This is a genomic window from Psychrobacter sp. KCTC 72983 (assembly GCF_014280455.1).
Taxonomy (GTDB): Bacteria; Pseudomonadota; Gammaproteobacteria; order Pseudomonadales; family Moraxellaceae; genus Psychrobacter; species Psychrobacter pacificensis.
In genome coordinates this window covers 291,378-311,122 of the sequence record NZ_CP060390.1, presented here as the reverse complement: position 1 = coordinate 311,122, position 19,745 = coordinate 291,378, and the positions used below count along the sequence as shown (strand labels likewise).

At 42.8% G+C, this 19,745-nt stretch carries 15 protein-coding genes; 14 read left to right on the top strand and 1 reads right to left on the bottom strand.

What is annotated here, in order from left to right; translation table 11 throughout:
- Positions 1-103: 103 nt before the first annotated feature.
- Positions 104-262: a hemin uptake protein HemP gene (hemP, locus tag PSBA01_RS01260; RefSeq protein WP_379542873.1), complete on the bottom strand. Its 159-nt coding sequence runs from the start codon at positions 260-262 to the stop codon at positions 104-106.
- Positions 263-590: 328 nt separating this feature from the next.
- Here hemP and PSBA01_RS01255 point away from each other — a divergent pair, with 328 nt between their 5' ends.
- The 14 genes from PSBA01_RS01255 (at position 591) to rpsA (ending at position 19,451) form a co-directional block, all read left to right on the top strand.
- Positions 591-1,703 carry an NUDIX domain-containing protein gene (locus tag PSBA01_RS01255; protein WP_228724608.1) on the top strand — a complete coding sequence of 371 codons (1,113 nt, stop codon included), beginning with the start codon at positions 591-593 and terminating at the stop codon, positions 1,701-1,703.
- Between the two features lie 433 nt (positions 1,704-2,136).
- A complete protein-coding gene (locus tag PSBA01_RS01250) occupies positions 2,137-3,330 on the top strand; it encodes a lipocalin family protein (RefSeq protein ID WP_186474817.1) in 1,194 nt (397 codons plus the stop codon).
- Between the two features lie 343 nt (positions 3,331-3,673).
- Complete coding sequence (locus PSBA01_RS01245) at positions 3,674-5,116, top strand: glyceraldehyde-3-phosphate dehydrogenase (protein WP_186474816.1); 1,443 nt, start codon at positions 3,674-3,676, stop codon at positions 5,114-5,116.
- A 288-nt stretch (positions 5,117-5,404) separates the two neighbouring features.
- Positions 5,405-6,607, top strand: coding sequence for an Obg family GTPase CgtA (gene cgtA / locus PSBA01_RS01240; protein WP_058024205.1), 1,203 nt, complete (start codon positions 5,405-5,407; stop codon positions 6,605-6,607).
- A gap of 78 nt (positions 6,608-6,685) precedes the next feature.
- Entirely contained in the window at positions 6,686-7,858 is a 1,173-nt protein-coding gene (gene proB / locus PSBA01_RS01235) for a glutamate 5-kinase (RefSeq protein WP_058024204.1), read from the top strand.
- A gap of 129 nt (positions 7,859-7,987) precedes the next feature.
- The gene (hemE, locus tag PSBA01_RS01230; protein ID WP_186474815.1) at positions 7,988-9,124 is read left to right on the top strand and encodes a uroporphyrinogen decarboxylase; all 1,137 of its coding nucleotides are present in this window, start codon (positions 7,988-7,990) and stop codon (positions 9,122-9,124) included.
- 170 nt (positions 9,125-9,294) lie between these two features.
- Positions 9,295-10,362: an N-acetyl-gamma-glutamyl-phosphate reductase gene (gene argC / locus PSBA01_RS01225; protein WP_186474814.1), complete on the top strand. Its 1,068-nt coding sequence runs from the start codon at positions 9,295-9,297 to the stop codon at positions 10,360-10,362.
- A 220-nt stretch (positions 10,363-10,582) separates the two neighbouring features.
- Positions 10,583-11,332, top strand: a complete 750-nt coding sequence (locus PSBA01_RS01220; RefSeq protein ID WP_227511573.1) for a hypothetical protein — start codon at positions 10,583-10,585, stop codon at positions 11,330-11,332.
- 160 nt (positions 11,333-11,492) lie between these two features.
- Positions 11,493-11,888 (top strand): ATP-dependent Clp protease adaptor ClpS, encoded by a 396-nt coding sequence (locus PSBA01_RS01215; protein WP_083328960.1) that lies wholly within the window; start codon positions 11,493-11,495, stop codon positions 11,886-11,888.
- 631 nt (positions 11,889-12,519) lie between these two features.
- The gene (locus PSBA01_RS01210) at positions 12,520-15,066 is read left to right on the top strand and encodes an AAA family ATPase (protein ID WP_186474812.1); all 2,547 of its coding nucleotides are present in this window, start codon (positions 12,520-12,522) and stop codon (positions 15,064-15,066) included.
- Between the two features lie 129 nt (positions 15,067-15,195).
- Positions 15,196-15,933, top strand: coding sequence for a uracil-DNA glycosylase (locus PSBA01_RS01205; RefSeq protein ID WP_186474811.1), 738 nt, complete (start codon positions 15,196-15,198; stop codon positions 15,931-15,933).
- Positions 15,934-15,942: 9 nt separating this feature from the next.
- Positions 15,943-16,506, top strand: coding sequence for a tRNA adenosine(34) deaminase TadA (tadA, locus tag PSBA01_RS01200; RefSeq protein ID WP_416383509.1), 564 nt, complete (start codon positions 15,943-15,945; stop codon positions 16,504-16,506).
- Positions 16,507-16,694: 188 nt separating this feature from the next.
- The gene (gene cmk, locus PSBA01_RS01195; RefSeq protein WP_186474810.1) at positions 16,695-17,462 is read left to right on the top strand and encodes a (d)CMP kinase; all 768 of its coding nucleotides are present in this window, start codon (positions 16,695-16,697) and stop codon (positions 17,460-17,462) included.
- A 300-nt stretch (positions 17,463-17,762) separates the two neighbouring features.
- Positions 17,763-19,451 carry a 30S ribosomal protein S1 gene (rpsA, locus tag PSBA01_RS01190; protein WP_071003507.1) on the top strand — a complete coding sequence of 563 codons (1,689 nt, stop codon included), beginning with the start codon at positions 17,763-17,765 and terminating at the stop codon, positions 19,449-19,451.
- The last annotated feature ends 294 nt before the right edge of the window (positions 19,452-19,745 follow it).

Genomic DNA, 19,745 nt, shown 5'->3' with positions numbered 1-19,745 from the left:
AATTTATAACTGACATTATTTGAAAACGATTTTATTGCTATCCAACAAAAAACGCCTTGTAATGAAGGCGTTTTTTTATAAATGGCGTGAGCTTAGTTTAAAATTATTTGGTCAAAATCAATCGGTTGTTACGAGTCAAACGTAGTCGATACTCTTCGCCTTGATGCTCGATACGTACTTCTTTGGTTAGAGCAAATAGATGCTGCGACTGTAGCGTTGGCAGACGGTTTTCACGGCAGTTTAGATAACGAGAGATAACCATATTCATGGTAAATTCCTTTTGATAAGAAGTGGCTTAATAAATTAGCTATGTTCTAATGAACCTTAACGATAATCATTATCATTTAGATTGAATGAATTTGCAAGGTAATTGATAAAATAAAATGCAGTTATTGTGTAAATTTATCTAAGGCTACTGTCACAAAGTGAGAATAGGGGGCTTTCTCCTTGTAGAAACACAGAATTTATAAGATGCATAAAAACGATAGGGACCATAAAGACAGTCGCCACGTTATTACAGCTGCCAAGTTATATACGCAGAATCAGGCGATTAAAAAGTCATAATGAAGAGAGAAGTGAAAGGTAGAGTTATGCCAAATGAGATGAGCGGCCAATCAAAAACGAAAAACATCACCACCGTCAATGTTGCGGTTGCGGTTATTCATTATGAAGACAAGTATTTGCTTGGGTTCCGAGATGCGGCCCAGCATCAGGGCAATCGCTATGAGTTTGTAGGCGGCAAAATAGAGGCTGATGAGTCAGCAGAGCAGGCATTGATTCGGGAGGTTGCTGAAGAAACAGGGATCGATATTCATCAAAATATGATGGTGAAGCTTGGGCGTTTGCATCACGACTATGGTGACAAGCAGGTGAGCTTGCAGGTGTATAAAATTGAGCTAAACGCACAGCAGTATGAACAGCACAAGCATTGTGAGTATGGATTAGAAGGCCAAGCAATGACGTGGGTTGAAAAATCTAAGCTACTGGCAGGAGCGTATCATTTGCCCGCTGCCAATAAAACTATTTTGGAGTGGCTAAAGCTTCCTACAAAAATAGCGATTACGTATCCACTTGCGCATTTTTCTGCTCAGCCAAATTCAGCAGCAGCATGGGTGCACTATCATCGAGAACAGTTGGCAACAGAGTCTTGGGTTTATATCCGACTAAAAGCATCTGAGTTAGAATATATTGCCCAGCAGCTAATGGATGTGCGTCCAGATATTCTAGCGATTTTGCCGTACGACAATGACTGTCAGCGCTCCAAGACGACAATTACAGAGGCAATGATAGAGGCAAAAACGACTGGTTCGATTGTCGCTAGACACCTGACGCATTCGGTATTAATGGCATGGTTCAATGGTACTCAAGATATTACAGAGTCTGAGCAATTGGCCGACATCTCGAGTGAGCATCCACTAATAGTCAGCTGTCATGATATTGCCAGCATTCTTGCCGCTAATAAACTTGCGAGTATGCGCATACAGCAGCAGTTGTCGCCAGTGATTGGCGCTTTTTTGTCTCCTATACTTACAACTCAGACGCATCCTGACACGGTGCCACTTGGCTGGGAGGCGTGGTCGGCTTTGGCACAGTTAGCTGACATGCCAGTCATTGGTCTGGGCGGCTTGGCACCTGTCATGATTGACCAGACATTAGCGCACGGCGGTGTCAGTGTCGCAGGCATTCGTCAGTTCCACGAATAAAAAACTAGAAAATGAGTGCTCATTAAGCAGCAATATCATTCACTTGACTATGTTTGCTTATTAAGATAGGTAAGTATAAATAACTGATTTTTAAGTTATTTATCCAGTCAGTAACTATGTGATTATGATGTGTGCATACCAATGCATAAACCCATCGTTATTTACAAACCGTTGCGTTTCCCTACATTGCACTACTGTTTTAATAGTCCAACTGCCCTTAATATATATTCCATATCTACAACGCATTGATTCTGTTTTTTATCACTGAACTAACTATTAACGCATTTATCAAAACTTATAATAAAAAAGAGCGTTTGTAGTAGTAGAGTTTGGGTCGATAATTAACTCTAGAACTCAAGCTCATTATAAAATCAATTCGGATAAATGATGCAGATAAAGTATTTTAACAGTCACTATTAATAACGGTATCCCTATGAAAACCAATAAGTTACATGAGTCAGAATGGTCTGACTCATGGGCAGCTGGTTCTCAATCTCAGCAGCCTATAAAGCCAAACAGTTGTAAGGGCAAACGTCATGCACAGCAGACCAAAAATGCCAGCAACGATGCCAATTATAGCCATAAAAAACTGAGCAATGAAAACCTGAACGGCGAATATTCACCTCATCTGGCAGAAGCTATGCCTTCACAAGACAGCTATTTTGGATACAAAAGCGCCGACAAAAGCCTTACTAAGGCCAAAGAGTCCGCTATGAGTAACAGTAAAAACAGTCAACATCTGAAAAATAATGATAAAGACCAATTCAACATTGCTAATGGATACAAGCGATCAGCAACGTTGAATAAAGACGAGCCGCTAATCTCTGAGCTTGTAGATGATCAAGCAGGTAATTTGCAAGACAGCACCAAGCAAATCCTTGATACTTCATCAACCACTATCAACTCGTCATACAAAGACATACCGGAGCGTATATTTATGAATGGACTTATCAAGCATACAGGCATTGCGTTAGCGATCATCATACCGCTAGCGGCATTTTCAGCTTATGCTGCAACGCCGCCCATTAATATGGCTACTAGCAGTAATATGCAAGATAATGTGATGAGCGAGAAGATTACGACCGATATGCTATCAGTTAAGCCAAGCGATATTATCTATAAGTCTGCAAGCACACCAACGACAGTGGATAGTGTCGATCTCAATGAATACGCTGGGACATGGTACGAGATTGGACGTCTACCTATGTATTTCCAGCGTAAATGCGCAGGCGATGTCACGGCAAACTATACGCAAAAGACCGATGGGTCAGGCATCATCGTTACTAATAAATGTATGGCGGAAGATGGTTCGACCATTACCGCAGACGGTTTGGCTAAGCCAGTCGATGAAAGTGGTAGCAAACTAAAAGTGACGTTTTTACCGAAGTGGATTCGCTGGATCCCAGTCGGTCGTGCTGATTATTGGGTACTAGCACGTGATGCAGATTATAAAACTGCGCTAGTAGGGACTCCTAATAAAAAATACTTATGGCTTCTAGCACGGTCGCCGAATATCAGTCAGGAAACGTATACTAAATATCGTCAGGTTGCTCAGCAGCAAGGATATGATTTGAAAGAGTTTACATTGACGTCGCAGAGCAATCAAACAGTGAATCTAGCACCATAATAGATATAATGAAAATTATTGCTTCAATTAATTAAGCGCTATGGCAATTATCATGTAAACGACGTCCTAATAAGGCAGCATATATGGCTGCCTTTATTTTTATACTTGTTTATATATGAGTTTGTATATAACGACAAAACCTATTATGCACACTAGCTAATCGGTTATTACTGGCAAAATGAGGCATTTTAGGCTAAAATCTAGGCGATTTGAATACTCTGACGTCAAGAACTGATATTGATAGTGGTTGATTATCCTATTACAGTCACCACCTAGAGCATACACGACCTATCTTATTTATATCTCTTCATATTTTATCGATCATACATTACTGACCATAAGGATGTTTCTCGTGAGCAACGCTGATACCTTACGCCAATTACATCAAGACCACTTAAAAAACTACAACAATCAAGAGCAACAAGCCATTGAGCTTATGGGGCTATTGAGCAAGCTCTATAATGAGCAAGACGTACAAGTGACTTTGTTTGGCGAAACGCTAGACGCTACTTCAGTTGGTCAAATACTTGGACTACATCAAAAAGCAGCATTGCGCGACAACGATGCCAACGCTATCGATATCGCTGATACTCTAGCGATGGTAAAAGTTATCTCAGAAAACACTGATATCCAAGCTACTCGTATTGATGTTGGTCAATTGATTGCTAATGATACCGATGTACAAGCCACTCTACAGTCTATCAACAACGCTGGTGCCGTGAATGGCGCAACGGACGTTGTACTGTATGGTTTTGGTCGTATCGGTCGTATTTTGACCCGTCTGTTATTGTCACAAGCATCAAGCGCAAAAGGTTTGCAGCTAAAGGCAATCGTCGTACGTCCAGCCGCTGCTGGTGACTTGGCTAAGCGTATCTCATTGCTTGAGCGCGACTCAATCCATGGTAGATTCTTAGGTGGCATCAGTATCGATGAAGACAATAACGGCATGATCGTTAATGGTCGTTTCGTACAAGTCATCTATGCCAAAGACCCAAGCGAAATCGATTATACTGCTTATGGTATTAACAATGCGCTAGTTATCGATAACACCGGTATTTGGAAAGACGAAGCGGGCCTTGGTAAGCACCTACAGTCTACTGGCGTGAAAAAAGTACTCCTAACAGCACCTGCTGGTGGCGATATCAAAAACGTCGTTTATGGTGTGAACAATGACACTGTTGGTGACGATACTATTGTTAGTGCTGCGAGTTGTACGACCAATGCGATTACACCGACGTTAAATGTACTAAACGATGAGTACGGTATCGTAAACGGTCATGTAGAGACTATTCACTCATTTACCAATGATCAGAACTTGGTTGATAACTATCACAAAGCAGACCGCCGTGGTCGTAGTGCGGTGATGAACATGGTTATCACTAGTACTGGTGCGGCAAAAGCCGTTGGTAAAGCATTACCAGAATTGAACGGTAAGCTAACGGGTAATGCTATCCGTGTACCGACACCAAATGTCAGCCTAGCAATCTTGAACTTGAATCTAAAGACCGCACCAGCAAGCGCTGATGCGTTGAATGAGTTCTTGCGTAAGATTGCTAACAGCAGCACGTGGCAGTCGCAAATTGCTTATACCGATTCTACAGAAGCCGTATCTACTGACTTTGTTGGTACGACCCATGTTGGTATCGTTGATGCCCAAGCGACTATTTTGACTGACAACCAAGCTATCGTTTATGTTTGGTATGATAATGAAGTCGGCTATAGTACTCAGGTATTGCGTTTGGCGACGCAGATGGCAGGAATCAGCTACGCTCAGATTCCAGCATAGATTACTAAATACAGTAGCGCAATAACGTTATACTAAGCCTCTCAAAGCATAGTCACTTTAAAGATTATGCTGCAATAGACTCTACTTTGCATAGCTTGGTATCACTTTAACTGTCATACTTAAACACCCGATAGTCCGATTGATTATCGGGTGTTATTGTCATAATGGGCATGACGTAACATAGCTTCTATAGATTGCTCATTTTGTCAGAACGATATAGCAAAACCTCAAAATACAACCGCTGGTTGTCACCAGTCATAGACTGGATTGTGAATTAAGGAACGTAAGATGCGATTTATTGATGAAGCCGTCGTAACGGTAAAAGCAGGTGACGGTGGTAACGGAATCGCCAGTTTTCGCCGAGAAAAATATGTCCCACGTGGTGGACCGGATGGTGGCGATGGTGGCAAGGGCGGAGATATTTATGTCATTGCAGAGGACAACACCAACACTCTAGTTGACTATCGCTATACGCGTCGTCATGATGCCATGCGCGCTGAAAACGGTCATAGCAGAAACTGCTCAGGCAAAGGATCAGATGATTTGTATTTACCAGTACCAGTTGGTACAACGGTCGTGGATACCGAAACTGATGAAGTACTCGGTGATTTGATTGAAATTGGCCAGACGCTATTGGTCGCTAAAGGTGGTGACGGTGGTCTGGGTAATACCCATTTCAAAAGCTCAACCAACCAAGCACCACGTAAAGCCACGTCTGGTTTTGAGGGTGAGTTAAAAGTTCTTAAGTTTGAGCTAAAAGTTGTGGCTGATGTTGGCTTGATTGGTTTGCCTAATGCTGGTAAATCGACCTTTATCCGTCAAGTCTCTGCTGCTAGACCAAAAGTGGCTGATTATCCGTTTACCACGCTAGTACCAAACTTGGGTGTGGTCGATATTGGTCGTCATCGTTCGTTCGTGATGGCAGATATCCCTGGTCTTATTGAAGGCGCATCAGAAGGCGCAGGACTTGGTATTCGCTTCTTAAAACATGTTGCACGTACCCGTCGTCTGTTACATTTGGTGGATGTTAAGCCTGTCGATGGCAGTGATCCAGTCGAGAACGCCCGCGTTATCCTAAATGAGCTTGAGCGTTTTTCACCTGAATTGGCCAACTTGCCACAAATTTTGGTATTGAACAAAATTGATCAGGTCAATGACGAAGATTTAAATGCGCTTTGTACACATATCGTGGCAGAGCTTGGTTGGACAGGTATGGTTTTCCGTACAGCAACGCTGACTGGTGAAGGTGTTGATGCAGTAAAATATCATTTAATGAATGATATTGAACTTGAGCGCGAGCGTGAAATAGAAGATCCTATATTCGCTGAAGCACAAAAAGAGCGCTTTGAGCGTTTAGAAGCCGAAGTGCGTCTAAACACTGAAGCACAGCGTGAAGCATATCGTGCAGCTCGTAAAGCCGCGCGTGAAGGCTTAGATTTGTCCGATTTGGATGATGACGACGATGGTGTTGAGGTAATGTACGTTCCTTAAGCTAGTATGCTTAAGCGGTTATACTTGAATTGTGAATTTAATCCCTACAATCAATTGATATGAAAAAAAGGAGTTTATATGGCAGATGACATAGCAAACACGACCGAAGAAGCAAGATTTGTCAAACAATCTCGCAACTTTGATATTCAGCGCGTTATTGTCAAGATTGGCTCATCATTATTGACAAATAATGGTCGAGGGTTGGATCGTACTGCCATATACGAGTGGGCAAAGCAGATTGCTAAACTGCACAAAAAAGGTGTTGAAGTGCTGCTGGTATCGTCAGGTGCCGTTGCTGAAGGTGTGGTACGTATGGACCTTGAGGAACGCCCTAAAAAACTGGCAGCATTACAAGCCTGCGCTTCTATTGGTCAAATGGGACTGATTGAAACATGGTGGTCAGCACTGATTCAGCATGGAATTCAAAGTTCACAGCTCTTATTGACTCATGATGACTTGTCCAATCGTAGCCGTTATCTCAATACTACAGGCGCGCTCACGCAACTATTAGAATGGCGCGTGCTACCGGTCATTAACGAAAATGACACCATTACCATTGATGAGATTAAATTTGGCGATAATGACACGTTAGGTGCGATGGCAGCCGCGATGGTTAATGCAGATTTGTACATTATTTTAACGGATCAAGAAGGCGTGTTCACTGATAACCCACGTGACAATCCTGATGCCAAGATGATTCGTCAAGAACGTGCCATGGCTGATTATTTATTTGATATTGCAGGTGACGGTGGCAAGCTTGGGCGCGGTGGTATGTTAACCAAAATCCGTGCTGGTCGTCTTGCAGCAATGGGTGGTTGTCCAACCGTTATTGTGAGCGGTGCTATCGATGATGTGATCACTCGTGTTGTCTCAGGTGAGGCAGTCGGTACACTACTGACGACTAATGAAGAAGATAAAATCATCGCTCGTAAACAATGGCTTGCCGCGCATTTGCGTATGTCAGGTAGCTTGGTCGTTGATGCAGGTGCCGCAAAAGCATTGACTGAACACAACAGAAGCCTGCTACCTGTGGGCGTTGTGGAAGTTCGTGGCGGCTTTGATGAAGGTGATGTGGTAGAAATTGTTCATCAAGACACTGGTGAGCGTATAGCCGTTGGGCAAGTAAACTTCTCATCGCATGAGGCGCACCGTGTTGCCCGTGAGCGTACAGAGAAGTTTGACAAAATCTTTGGTAGTAACGAAGACCGTGTGGTGATGGTGCATCGTGACAATCTTGCGATAACTGTATAACGTATTCATGATATAGCACGGCTGTTTTTTATAGCTTATAAATATTTATTGTTATTTTATTTAACCTATTTTATCCAGCACAGTATCTATTTATAAATATGGATACTATGTTGTTTTGGAGATTTGTACATGAGTGCTTCAGACAAGAGTGATTCGATTCAGCAGCAATTTGCACCACTAAAAAATGACAGGCTGCTACGTGCATTACGCTTTGAGCCCATCGATACCACGCCAGTTTGGATGATGCGCCAAGCTGGTCGTTACTTACCAGAGTACAAAGCCACTCGTGCTGAAGCCGGCGACTTTATGAGCCTGTGCAAAGATACAGATCGTGCTACTGAAGTGACGCTCCAACCGTTACGTCGTTATGACTTAGATGCCGCGATCTTATTTAGTGACATTTTGACCATTCCTGATGCCATGGGATTGGGTTTGTATTTTGAGACTGGCGAAGGCCCTAAGTTTAAGCATCCGATTCGCAAGCAGGCTGATCTTGATAGATTGCCATTACTTGAGCCTAATGATTCACTCGATTATGTGATGCGTGCTGTAACCAGTATCCGCACGGCACTAAATGGTCAAGTGCCTTTATTTGGGTTTTCTGGTAGTCCATGGACGCTTGCTACATATATGATGGAAGGTGGTAGTTCAAAGGATTATCGTTATACCAAAGGCTTTTTGTATAGCGATCCTGATTTTTTACATCAGCTATTAGATAAGCTTGCGACTTCGGTCATTGACTATCTCGATGCACAAATTGTGGCCGGAGCTCAGATCGTACAAATATTTGACAGTTGGGGCGGGGCGCTTGGTCATCGTCAATTTATCGAGTTTTCGCACAATTACAACAAGCGTATCGTGGCTGAACTAAAGCAACGCCATCCACAAGTACCAGTGATATTATTTACCAAAGGTGGCGGGTTATGGCTTGATATTCAGGCTGATAGCGAAGCTGACGCTTTAGGTTTAGATTGGACGATGCCGCTTGACCGCGCGCGTCAAGTACTGACTGAGAGTCAGCGTGAGTTGACCAAAAAGCATAAGAAGCTACAAAGCAGCAAAGCCATTCAAGGCAATTTAGATCCGGCAACGTTATACGGATCACCCGCCACTATCCGCTCTGAAGTGAATGCGATGCTTGATCGCGCCTATGCTAATGGCGAAAAAACTGGCTACATTGCAAACTTAGGTCATGGTATTACCCAGTGGGTGAATCCTGACAATGCCAAAGTCTTTGTTGATGCGGTACATGACTACAAGATCTAAAAGCCACGGTATTTAAAGCTATGGTATTCAAAGCTATGGTATTCAAAGCCATAATATTCAGAGACGGTAGGATTGACAGACTGGTTTTATGTCTATATGGCTTTGTAATCTAGATAAAAATATAGAATTTATTAGATATAATGAGTGCTTACTAAGAATAAGGATAATTTATGATTTCAGCAGCGATTGTCGGTGGTACAGGTTACACAGGTATTGAGCTTATTCGCTTACTATCTGCTCACCCTGAAGTGTCTATTGATTTGCTAACCTCGCGTAGCGAAGCTGGCACGCGCGCTGATGAAATCTTCCCAAGCTTACGCGGTATCTCAGATATTGTTTTCAGTGACTTAGGTGACAATACGCTTGGGGCATTGCAAAAATGTGATGTTGTATTTTTTGCGACGCCGCATGGTGTTGCGATGAAGCAAGCAGAAGCGCTGACCCAAGCTGGCGTAAAAGTCATCGATTTGGCAGCTGATTTTCGCCTGCAATCATTGACGGAGTTTGAGCGCTGGTACAAACAATCTCATGCTTGTCCTGATCTGTTGAAGACAGCAGTTTACGGTTTGCCTGAAATCAATCGTGATAAGCTTGCCAGCGCTTTATTGGTCGGTAACCCTGGCTGCTATCCGACTACTGCGATTTTGGGTTTAAAACCTGTTATCGAAGCACAAAATGAGCAAGCAGAAAGACTAGTCGAGTCTCGTATTGTCATTGACGCCAAATCTGGTGTGTCAGGTGCTGGTCGTCAAGCGTCACTGGCACTTAATTATGCGGAAACAACGGATAATTTTAAAGCCTATAGTGTAGAAGGTCATCGCCATTTGCCGGAGATTGAACAGGGTGTGGCGCAGTTACTAGACAGTCAGTTTACACATCGCATTCGCTTTTTACCGCACTTAGTGCCTATGATACGCGGTATGCTGAGCTCAATTCACATGGAGCTGACCGATGCAGGTGCGGCTATCGATTGGCAGCAAGTGTTTGAGGACAGCTATGCATCAGAAGGTTTTGTTGATGTCATGCCAAAAGGTGTTTATCCAGACACGCGCAGTGTGCGTGCTAGTAATCGTCTACGTATCGCAGTACATCAAGACAACGAGCGTGCTGAGCTGACGGTCATTGTGGTGCAAGACAATTTGGTAAAAGGTGCCGCAGGGCAGGCTGTCCAAAATATGAATGTGATGTTTGGATTTGATGAGTCGATGGGACTCAATTTTGCACCTATCGTACCTTAATGCTGACTTTTTTGTCGCTAAGTCATTCATATTTATGGTACTAGGTATTGATTATAAATTCCGCTATAATAACTTGCCTTTACTCTTAAGAGATACCATCTAAATGCGTGTTAAACTTGAACGACGCTTTTTTTTAAAGTCATCACGTCTATCGTGTCAAGATTCTGTTCTATATGGTTTGGCGTGCAAAACGCATTCCGATAAAAATAGTAATGGCTTTATGAGTGATATCGGTAGCACTCAACGAGGCGCGTCTACATTAGTATTGGCTTTATTTGTAGTAGTGATATTAGTGACTGCCGTGGCTGGATTGCTATTCGGACATAAGCTGGGCTATCAGCGTGGTTTTCATTCGATGGAAACGCAAGCTCAGCAAGCGATTATCGATGGTACAGAAGCGACAAAAGCGCTAGAAGATTTGCGTCTTAGTAATAAAATCGCGACCAATCAAGCCGCGACAGCCAAGCAAGAGCTGGCCATAAGTCTCGCAAATCTAAAAGAGCTGCGTGAAAACCAGCAATCATTGACAGTAGAAAACAGGCAGGTCTCACAGCTTAATGAGATATATGCTGATGTGATTGCTGAGAAAGGTGGCATGCCGCTACAAATATTGGGCGCTAAGATTGAACCGCTGCCCGAAAATGCTTTTGAGTATGGTTTTGATATTGGTATGCTCAGTAGCGACGGTCAAGCCAAACGACTCCAGCCAACCTTGACGTTACTCAATAATGATGACCTTGTAGAAGTGCCCTTAGATCCTGCAAGCTATGCGATCGAAGGTATTGTTCGTATACGCGGTCGTTTTATGATGCCCTCAGGTTTTAAACCTTTACAAGCAAAACTAAGCTTGCAAGCGGGTGGCCAAACAGTAGAGCAATTGTACGATTGGAAGCTCGGTGATAAGGTTGATAACATGCTACCATCACTTTTAGACTTGCCAGAAGTTGATGAAAGCCCGATTGTTCCCTAGTAAATACAAGTCTTAATAAATATCAAACAGCGATGATATAGTTGAAAACAAAGCACCATGTCTATATATAGTCATAGTGCTTGATGTTTCATCGCCTGCCTAGCTAACCTTTCTTATTCCAAACTTACCTTATAATTATACTTTGATTATGATGAAAAAAATGATATTACAAGCTACGCCAACGGTTGCTGATTGGCATTTTCCAAATATGCCTGCCCATCGCGCACAGGACGGTGACACAGAAGGTGAAACGTCACCGCAAGCAGATGTGCTGGTTGCTGAGCCAGAAATTGCTAAACCGCCTATGTATGCGGTGGTTATGTATAATGACAATTACACGCCAATGGAGTTTGTCGTCTATATTTTGCAGTCAGAGTTCCGCCATAGTATGGACTCTGCGGTCGAAATTATGCTAACGATTCACAATAGTAGCAAAGGTATTGCTGGTATTTATCCCAAGGATATCGCTGAGACCAAGGCCAAAAAAGTAAATAGTCTGGCACATCGTGAGGGCTATCCACTATTAACCCAAATTGAGCCACATCAAGGCGAGTAAAAGGATAGCAAGACACTATATCTTATTCTCACATCAGCTCTCATTGCCATACCTAATCGTTTTTTGTTCTCATCCAGTCGTTATAGCAGCTCACTCTCAAAGTGAGCTAAGCCATCTATCTATTGTTACAGCCTCGCTTTAGATACCCATATTTGATTAAGCATGTCAGTGATTATATTGCTCTTATAGTCTTGATTTTATTGTAATATATCCTTATATACTAACTAGGCTTCTCAATAATTTTTACAACCTTTCGATCACTCGTTATTAATATCCTCGTTCATCTACTTATTTTTTATCCACATTAGCTCTTTAAGCTTCTCGTCGCTCTCACATTCTTCTTTATGTACTCGTAGTATGCTTTGATACACTTTAGTCTGCGTTAATAGATTGACTCTGTCGAAGTATCGTGTTGATATAAAGAAAAGCGACTATGAATTATCACAATCACTGCTAACTGATAGATAGATTACAGCATTCGTCACACAGTCTATGCTCCAAATGATATCTCCATGATTTTTTAATTATACGAATCTTACCCTTGAACAATCGATCTATCGCCCTGATTTACTTACTAACTCATTCATAAAACTATCAATTATAAAGATAGATATAACCGTAGGAAGTTGTTATGTTAAGTCGTCATCTTGAAGTTTCTCTACGTTTAGCAATGACGCTTGCGCGCCAAAAATCGCATGAGTATCTTACTGTTGAACATTTATTATTGGCACTATTAGAAAATACTCACGCTGCCAATACCCTGACTGCCTGTAATGCCAATATATCGGCATTGCGTACTGAGCTTGAAGCTTATATTAATAAGCACACGCCAACCGTCGATGCAGATACAGATCAGTCACCGCAGCCAACGCAAAGTTTTGATCGTATTTTGCAACGCGCTATTTTTCATGTGCAGTCTATAGGCGGTGGTCGATTGGTAGAAGGCTCTGATATTTTGGTTTCTATGTTTTCAGAGCATGATACTTATGCCGTTTATCTGCTCAAAAAACAAGGTATTAGCCGTCTTGAGCTGACCCAATATTTATCACATGGTCAAGACAAAGAAGAGGCATCTGAGCAACGTGCTTCTATGACTGGTGAGCGCCGCAGTGCGTCTGAAAAAACCAGCAAAGATCCACTGGTTGAGTTTGCAACCAATTTAAATCAGCGTGCTGCTGAAGGCGAAACAGACCCACTCATTGGACGCGCTTCTGAAATTGAACGTGCCGCTCAAGTTTTATGCCGCCGCCGCAAAAATAATCCGTTATTGGTCGGTGAACCAGGCGTTGGTAAAACCTCTATCGCCGAAGGTTTGGCGTGGTTGATTATCAATGATAAGGCACCCAAGCCACTTAATGGTTGCGTGATTTATAGCCTTGATATCGGCTCGCTTATTGCTGGGACGAAATATCGTGGCGATTTTGAAAAGCGTATGAAGTCATTGCTTGATGCGCTGAAGAAAAAGCCCAATGCTATTTTATTTATTGATGAGATTCATATGATCATTGGTGCAGGCTCGTCAATGAGCAGCAATATGGACGTATCTAACCTTATCAAACCTGCCTTGGCTAATGGTGAGCTGCGCTGCATTGGTTCAACGACCTTTACTGAGTACCGTCAAGTGTTTGAAAAAGACCATGCACTATCACGTCGCTTCCAAAAAATCGATGTGAAAGAACCAAGTGTAGATGATGCCGTCGATATCTTGCGTGGCCTCAAGCCTCGCTACGAAGAGTTTCATAATGTGGAATACACGGATGAGGCATTAGTGACCGCTGTACAGTTATCAGCCAAGCACATTCATGAGCGTTTTTTACCCGATAAAGCCATTGATGTGATCGATGAGGCAGGTGCGTACAAACGTCTGGGTGTGGTACCTGATGTAGAGGATATTGAAGCTGAAGAGAGCTTTATTGCAGATTTAGAGCAAGACTTTGATGTACAGATTGATGCTGATGTCGAAGGTATCGATAGCGATGCAGACAGCGATAATGAGATGCAAGACGAAGCAGAGACGGCAAAGGCAAACGACCGTGCTCAGTCTGCCGGTGGCCTAAAATCTGCTAAAGCGCAAAAGCCACCGATGAAAATCGATGTCGCTGATATCGAAGCCATTATCGCTAAACTGGCACGCATTCCGCCCAAGTCGGTATCGAGTGATGACAAGAGCATTCTTGAGCACTTGGATCGTGATCTTAAGCACTTAGTGTTTGGTCAAGATGAAGCGATTGCCACGCTTGCTGATGCAATTAAACTGTCTCGTGCAGGACTAAAAGCACCAGATAAGCCGATTGGCTCGTTTATGTTTGCAGGGCCGACAGGGGTGGGTAAAACGGAGGTCTCTCGTCAGCTGGCTAATCTATTAGGCGTAGAGCTGGTACGCTTTGATATGTCAGAGTACATGGAAGCCCATACCGCATCACGTCTGATCGGTGCGCCTCCAGGTTACGTTGGTTACGATCAAGGTGGATTGTTGACTGAAAAGATCAATCAACATCCGCATTGCGTACTGCTACTTGATGAGATTGAAAAAGCGCATCCTGATGTCTTCAACTTGCTATTGCAGGTGATGGATCATGGTACATTGACTGATAACAATGGCCGTGTTGCTATCTTTAAGCAAGTCATCATTATTATGACAACCAACGTTGGTGCTGATAGTATCAGTCGCTCTTCTATGGGCTTTACTCAGCAAGATCATAGCCGAGATAACACTGAGGCGCTCAAGCGTGTCTTTACGCCAGAGTTCCGAAATCGTCTAGACGCGATTATTCAGTTCAATCCACTAGATACTTCAGTGGTTGTGTCAGTTGTTGACAAGTTCTTGGTTGAGCTACAAGTACAGCTTGATGATAAGCAAGTGACGTTAGAGATTGATGATGATGTGCGTGATTATCTGGCTGATAAAGGATACGATCGCCTTATGGGTGCACGTCCAATGCAGCGCCTGATTCAGGATGAGATCAAAAAGCCACTGGCAAGTATGATTTTATTCGGTGACTTGGTAAATGGGGGCGTTGTTCATTTGACTTTAGCCCCTAAAGCCGACAATACGCAAGACGATGATACAGTGAAGTTAGATAAATCTTCGCAAAAAGGTTCACCGGATAGTCGGATTGTTTTGACTGTGGTCGAAACTCATGAGCCACGTTCAGACTCTGAGTCAGTGGCTAGCTAAAACATTTAGTTTGAATATAAGAGTAACGGCTATCGTAACATTACGGTAGCCGTTTTTTTGTTACTATTAGTCTTTAAAATAAGCCCATCACTAAGCATTCATTTCATAATAAATATAAAAGGATATACCATGGAGCTGTTTGACGAGCCGACCACCAAAACGCCAGAACAAAAACAAGCCATTTTAGACAATGTCCGTCTGCCAGAGGATTGGAAGGCGGCCCTCGCAGATGAATTGACGTCTGACAATATGGACAACCTGCGTGCATTTTTAAAAGAAGCCTATCAGTCAGGGGATAGCATTTATCCGCCCGCGCCGTTGATGTTTAATGCGCTTAATCTCACGCCTTTATCGCAAGTTAAAGTGGTGATTTTAGGTCAGGACCCTTATCATGGGCCAGGGCAGGCCATGGGATTGTCATTCTCTGTTCCTAAAGCGATTCCTAAGCCGCCATCATTAAACAACTTGCTTAAGGAGATGGCAGATGACATCGGTATCGCACCTTCAAAACATGGTGACCTAACTTACTGGGCGCAGCAAGGTGTTTTGCTACTAAACAGCTCACTAACTGTGCGAGAAGGCGAGCCAAACAGTCATCAAAATAAAGGCTGGGAGCAGTTTACCGATGCAGTCATTGACGCGGTTAACGAGCAGACAGAACATACCGTATTTATTTTGTGGGGCAGTAAAGCACAGAAGAAAGGTAAGTATATCGATACCGACAAACATCTTATTTTAACGGCAGTGCATCCTTCGCCGCTAGCTGCCAACCGTGGTGGATTTTTTGGGACAAAGCCATTTTCCAAAACCAATGATTATCTGGTGCAGTATGGCCGAACGCCCATTGACTGGCAGCTACCGCAATAAATGCTAAATATGATGAAGACAACTTTAGCGCCTTATTTTTCAGCGGCGAGCGACTCAGCAAGTATACCTTTTGCTCAGCTTATGTTTTGGTCGCTATCAGATGTTCAATGGATGCAAAAGGCTCTTAGACTAGCAAGCCAAGGCGCTAAACTGGGTGAAGTGCCAGTAGGTGCTGTATTGGTACATGATCAGCAGATCATTGGTCAAGGGTTCAATCAACCGATTGGCTGCCATGATACGACGGCACATGCTGAGATAGTTGCGTTAAGAGAGGCCTGTCAGCGTCTACAAAATTATCGTCTGCCGCTACAGACAACTTTGTACGTGACACTAGAGCCTTGTACGATGTGTATTGGCGCGCTCATTCACGCACGTGTTGATAGGCTAGTATATGCGACGAGTGAGCCACGTGCTGGCATGGTAGGCAGCCAGATGGACTTATCAATGCAGCCTTTTTATAATCATAATATCCAAGTTCATAGAGGATTGTGCAGTGAGCATAGTAGTCAATTGCTAAAGACGTTTTTTCGTGAGCGTAGGCGATTAGCGAAACAGAATAAAAACAGCGTTTAATCCAAAATGATTAATAAATAAGATATCAGTTTGGGCGCTAGTGGTAGCAATGATTTTTTGCTATAATATCGCCCTATTTGGTAGCGAATTTTTTAGCCTGCTATCAAACATTTGATATACCAGTAAATATTGCTTCATTGCTACTGTATGACAGCTATACGGGTAACAACTATTATTGAGTAAGTATTATGACCGTCTCCGTATCTGATAACGATCTACTCAATAAAAACGATAGTGTACACCATTCAGCACGCTATCCGGTTATCTGTATCGATGGGCCTAGTGGCGCTGGTAAAGGTACGGTCACATGGCGTTTAGCTCAAGTGTTGGGCTATCAGCTATTAGACTCTGGGGCGCTGTATAGAATCGTAGGACTCAAAGCATTTGAGGCGGGATTGATCACAGCAGATGCCAGCCAACCAATCGATGAGTCGGCAGTGCTAGCGCTCACGAAAAGTTTGGAGATAGCGTTTTTACCAAATAATGATTCTGGACGTGTAGACATCATCGTAAATGGACAAGCGGTAGGTGATCAGGTACGTAACGAGACCGTAGGCGGCTATGCTTCACAAATCGCGGTGTTTCCAACAGTCCGTCAAGCGCTGCTTACGTTGCAACAAGATATGGCGACACGCTCAGGACTTGTCGCTGATGGTCGTGACATGGGAACCGTTGTATTCCCAGATGCCGATGTGAAAGTATATTTGACGGCGAGCGCGGAAGCGCGTGCTGAGCGCCGCGTGACCCAGCTAGTTAATGCGGGGCAAGCAGCAGATTTTGACTCGATTTTGGCGACGATTAAAGAACGTGATGATCGTGATGAGAACCGTAGCACCGCACCATCGAAACCTGCAGCAGATGCTTTGTTGCTTGATAGCTCAATGCTCGATGCTGATGCGGTTTACGAGCAAGTAAAAAGACATTGCCAAGATCAAGGGCTGTTTTTTAATAGTTAATAAAAACAACATATTAAGTACTAAAAAATTTCCTATAGTCCCTGTTTTTAATGTAGAATTGTATAGTTGGAAGTTAGTGTTTTTTAACGATTAATTATTTATTAGGCTGGGTTGATAAAATTTTGTTTGATAGAATAAAGTAAGACAGTTGTTGTTAGTAAGTTTAAATATGCGCTTATTAACAACAAACGTTTTTATATATGATTGCATAAGATATAAAACCAGTATTCTCGTTTTATGCAATCATAAATTTGATCCGTACTGTGCTGGACAGGATACGGCTATACAAAGGTAGACATAATGGAATCATTTGCTGAACTATTTGAAGCGAGCATCGAAGAAACAGGCCTAGATATCGAGCGTGGCTCGGTGATTAACGGTACTGTTGTGGCCATCGATAGCGATTGGATCACAGTAGATACTGGTCTAAAATCTGAAGGTATCGTCGCTCGTGAAGAGTTTTTAAGCGAAGAAGGCGAACTTGAAGTTGAAGTTGGCGATAGTGTTGATGTCGTAGTTGAAGCGGTTGATAACGGCATGGGTCAAACCTTGCTGTCACGTGAAAAAGCTAAGCGTGTTGAAACTTGGAACTTCCTTGAAAAAATCGCTGACAATGATGAGATCGTAAAAGGTATCATCTCAAGCAAAGTTAAAGGCGGTTTCACTGTAGATATCGGTTCAGTACGCGCGTTCTTACCAGGTTCATTGGTAGATGTACGTCCTATCCGTGATACAACGCATCTTGAAGGCAAAGAGCTAGAATTCAAAGTCATCAAACTTGATCAAAAGCGTAATAACGTTGTTGTTAGTCGCCGTGCAGTTATGGAAGCTGAAAACTCAGCTGAGCGCGAAGAGCTATTGAACAAGCTTGAAGAAGGCATCGAGATCGAAGGTATCGTTAAGAACCTTACTGATTACGGCGCGTTCGTTGATCTAGGTGGTATCGATGGTCTATTGCACATCACTGACATGGCATGGCGCCGTATCAAGCATCCATCTGAAGTTGTTGAAGTTGGTCAAGACCTAAAAGTTAAAGTATTGAAGTTTGACCGTGAACGCAATCGCGTAAGCCTAGGTCTAAAACAACTTGGTACTGATCCTTGGGACAACGTTAGCGGTACTTACCCAGTGGGTAGTGTTGTTAAAGCTCGCGTAACCAACTTGACTGATTATGGTTGTTTCGCTGAGATTTCTGAAGGTATCGAAGGTCTAGTACACGTATCAGAAATGGATCACACCAACAAAAACATCCACCCATCTAAAGTAGTTCAAGTGGGCGATGAAGTTGAAGTAATGATCCTTGATATCGATGAAGAACGTCGTCGTATTAGCCTAGGTATCAAACAGACTCTAGCTAACCCATGGGATGAGTTTGATAAGAAACATGAGCGCGGTGATAAAATCACTGGTACGATCAAATCAATCACTGATTTTGGTATCTTTATTGGTCTAGACGGTGGTATCGATGGTCTGGTTCATTTATCTGATATCTCTTGGAACGAAACTGGCGAAGATGCTATCCGTAATTACAACAAAGGCGACACCGTTGAAGCAATGGTATTGTCTGTAGATGCAGAAGCTAACCGTATCAGCCTAGGCATTAAGCAGTTGAGCTCTGATCCATTTAACGAATACCTAGTCGCTAATGACCGCGGTGCTATCGTTAATGGTAAAGTGAAAGAAGTAGACGCTAAAGGCGCTACTATTGAGCTTGCTGACGAAGTTGAAGCTTATCTACGCGCTTCTGAAATTCAACGTGACCGCGTTGAAGATGCAACTAAGCATCTGTCTGTTGGTGATGACGTTGAAGCAAAAATCATCAGCGTTGATCGTAAAACACGCAACATCAACTTGTCTATCAAAGCGAAAGACGAAGCTGAAGAGCGTCAAGCGATTAAAGATCTTGGTAGCACGAATACAACTGCCGCAGCAGGTTCTGATGCACAGCCAAAAACGATTGGTGATTTGATCAAAGAGCAAATGCAGTAAGTTGTAAGTTATTGATATAAAAGTAATATAAAAAAAGCGACTTCGGTCGCTTTTTTTATGATTAAGTTTTGATATTTGTATTAATAGGTAAGGTTTTTGGCTAAATAAGGAAACTCTTATTCCTATTTTCCTCAATATCCGCTATCATTTGCAACATTGAGTAACGAGATGTGAGCGACAGTGTATTTAGAGTTGCGATATGACTCGTGCAAATAGTCTATTCTGATATGAGCTATTAGAGTTTCTGTTGATAATACTGTTTTGACTTATTATCAGTTTATCCATCAATCAACA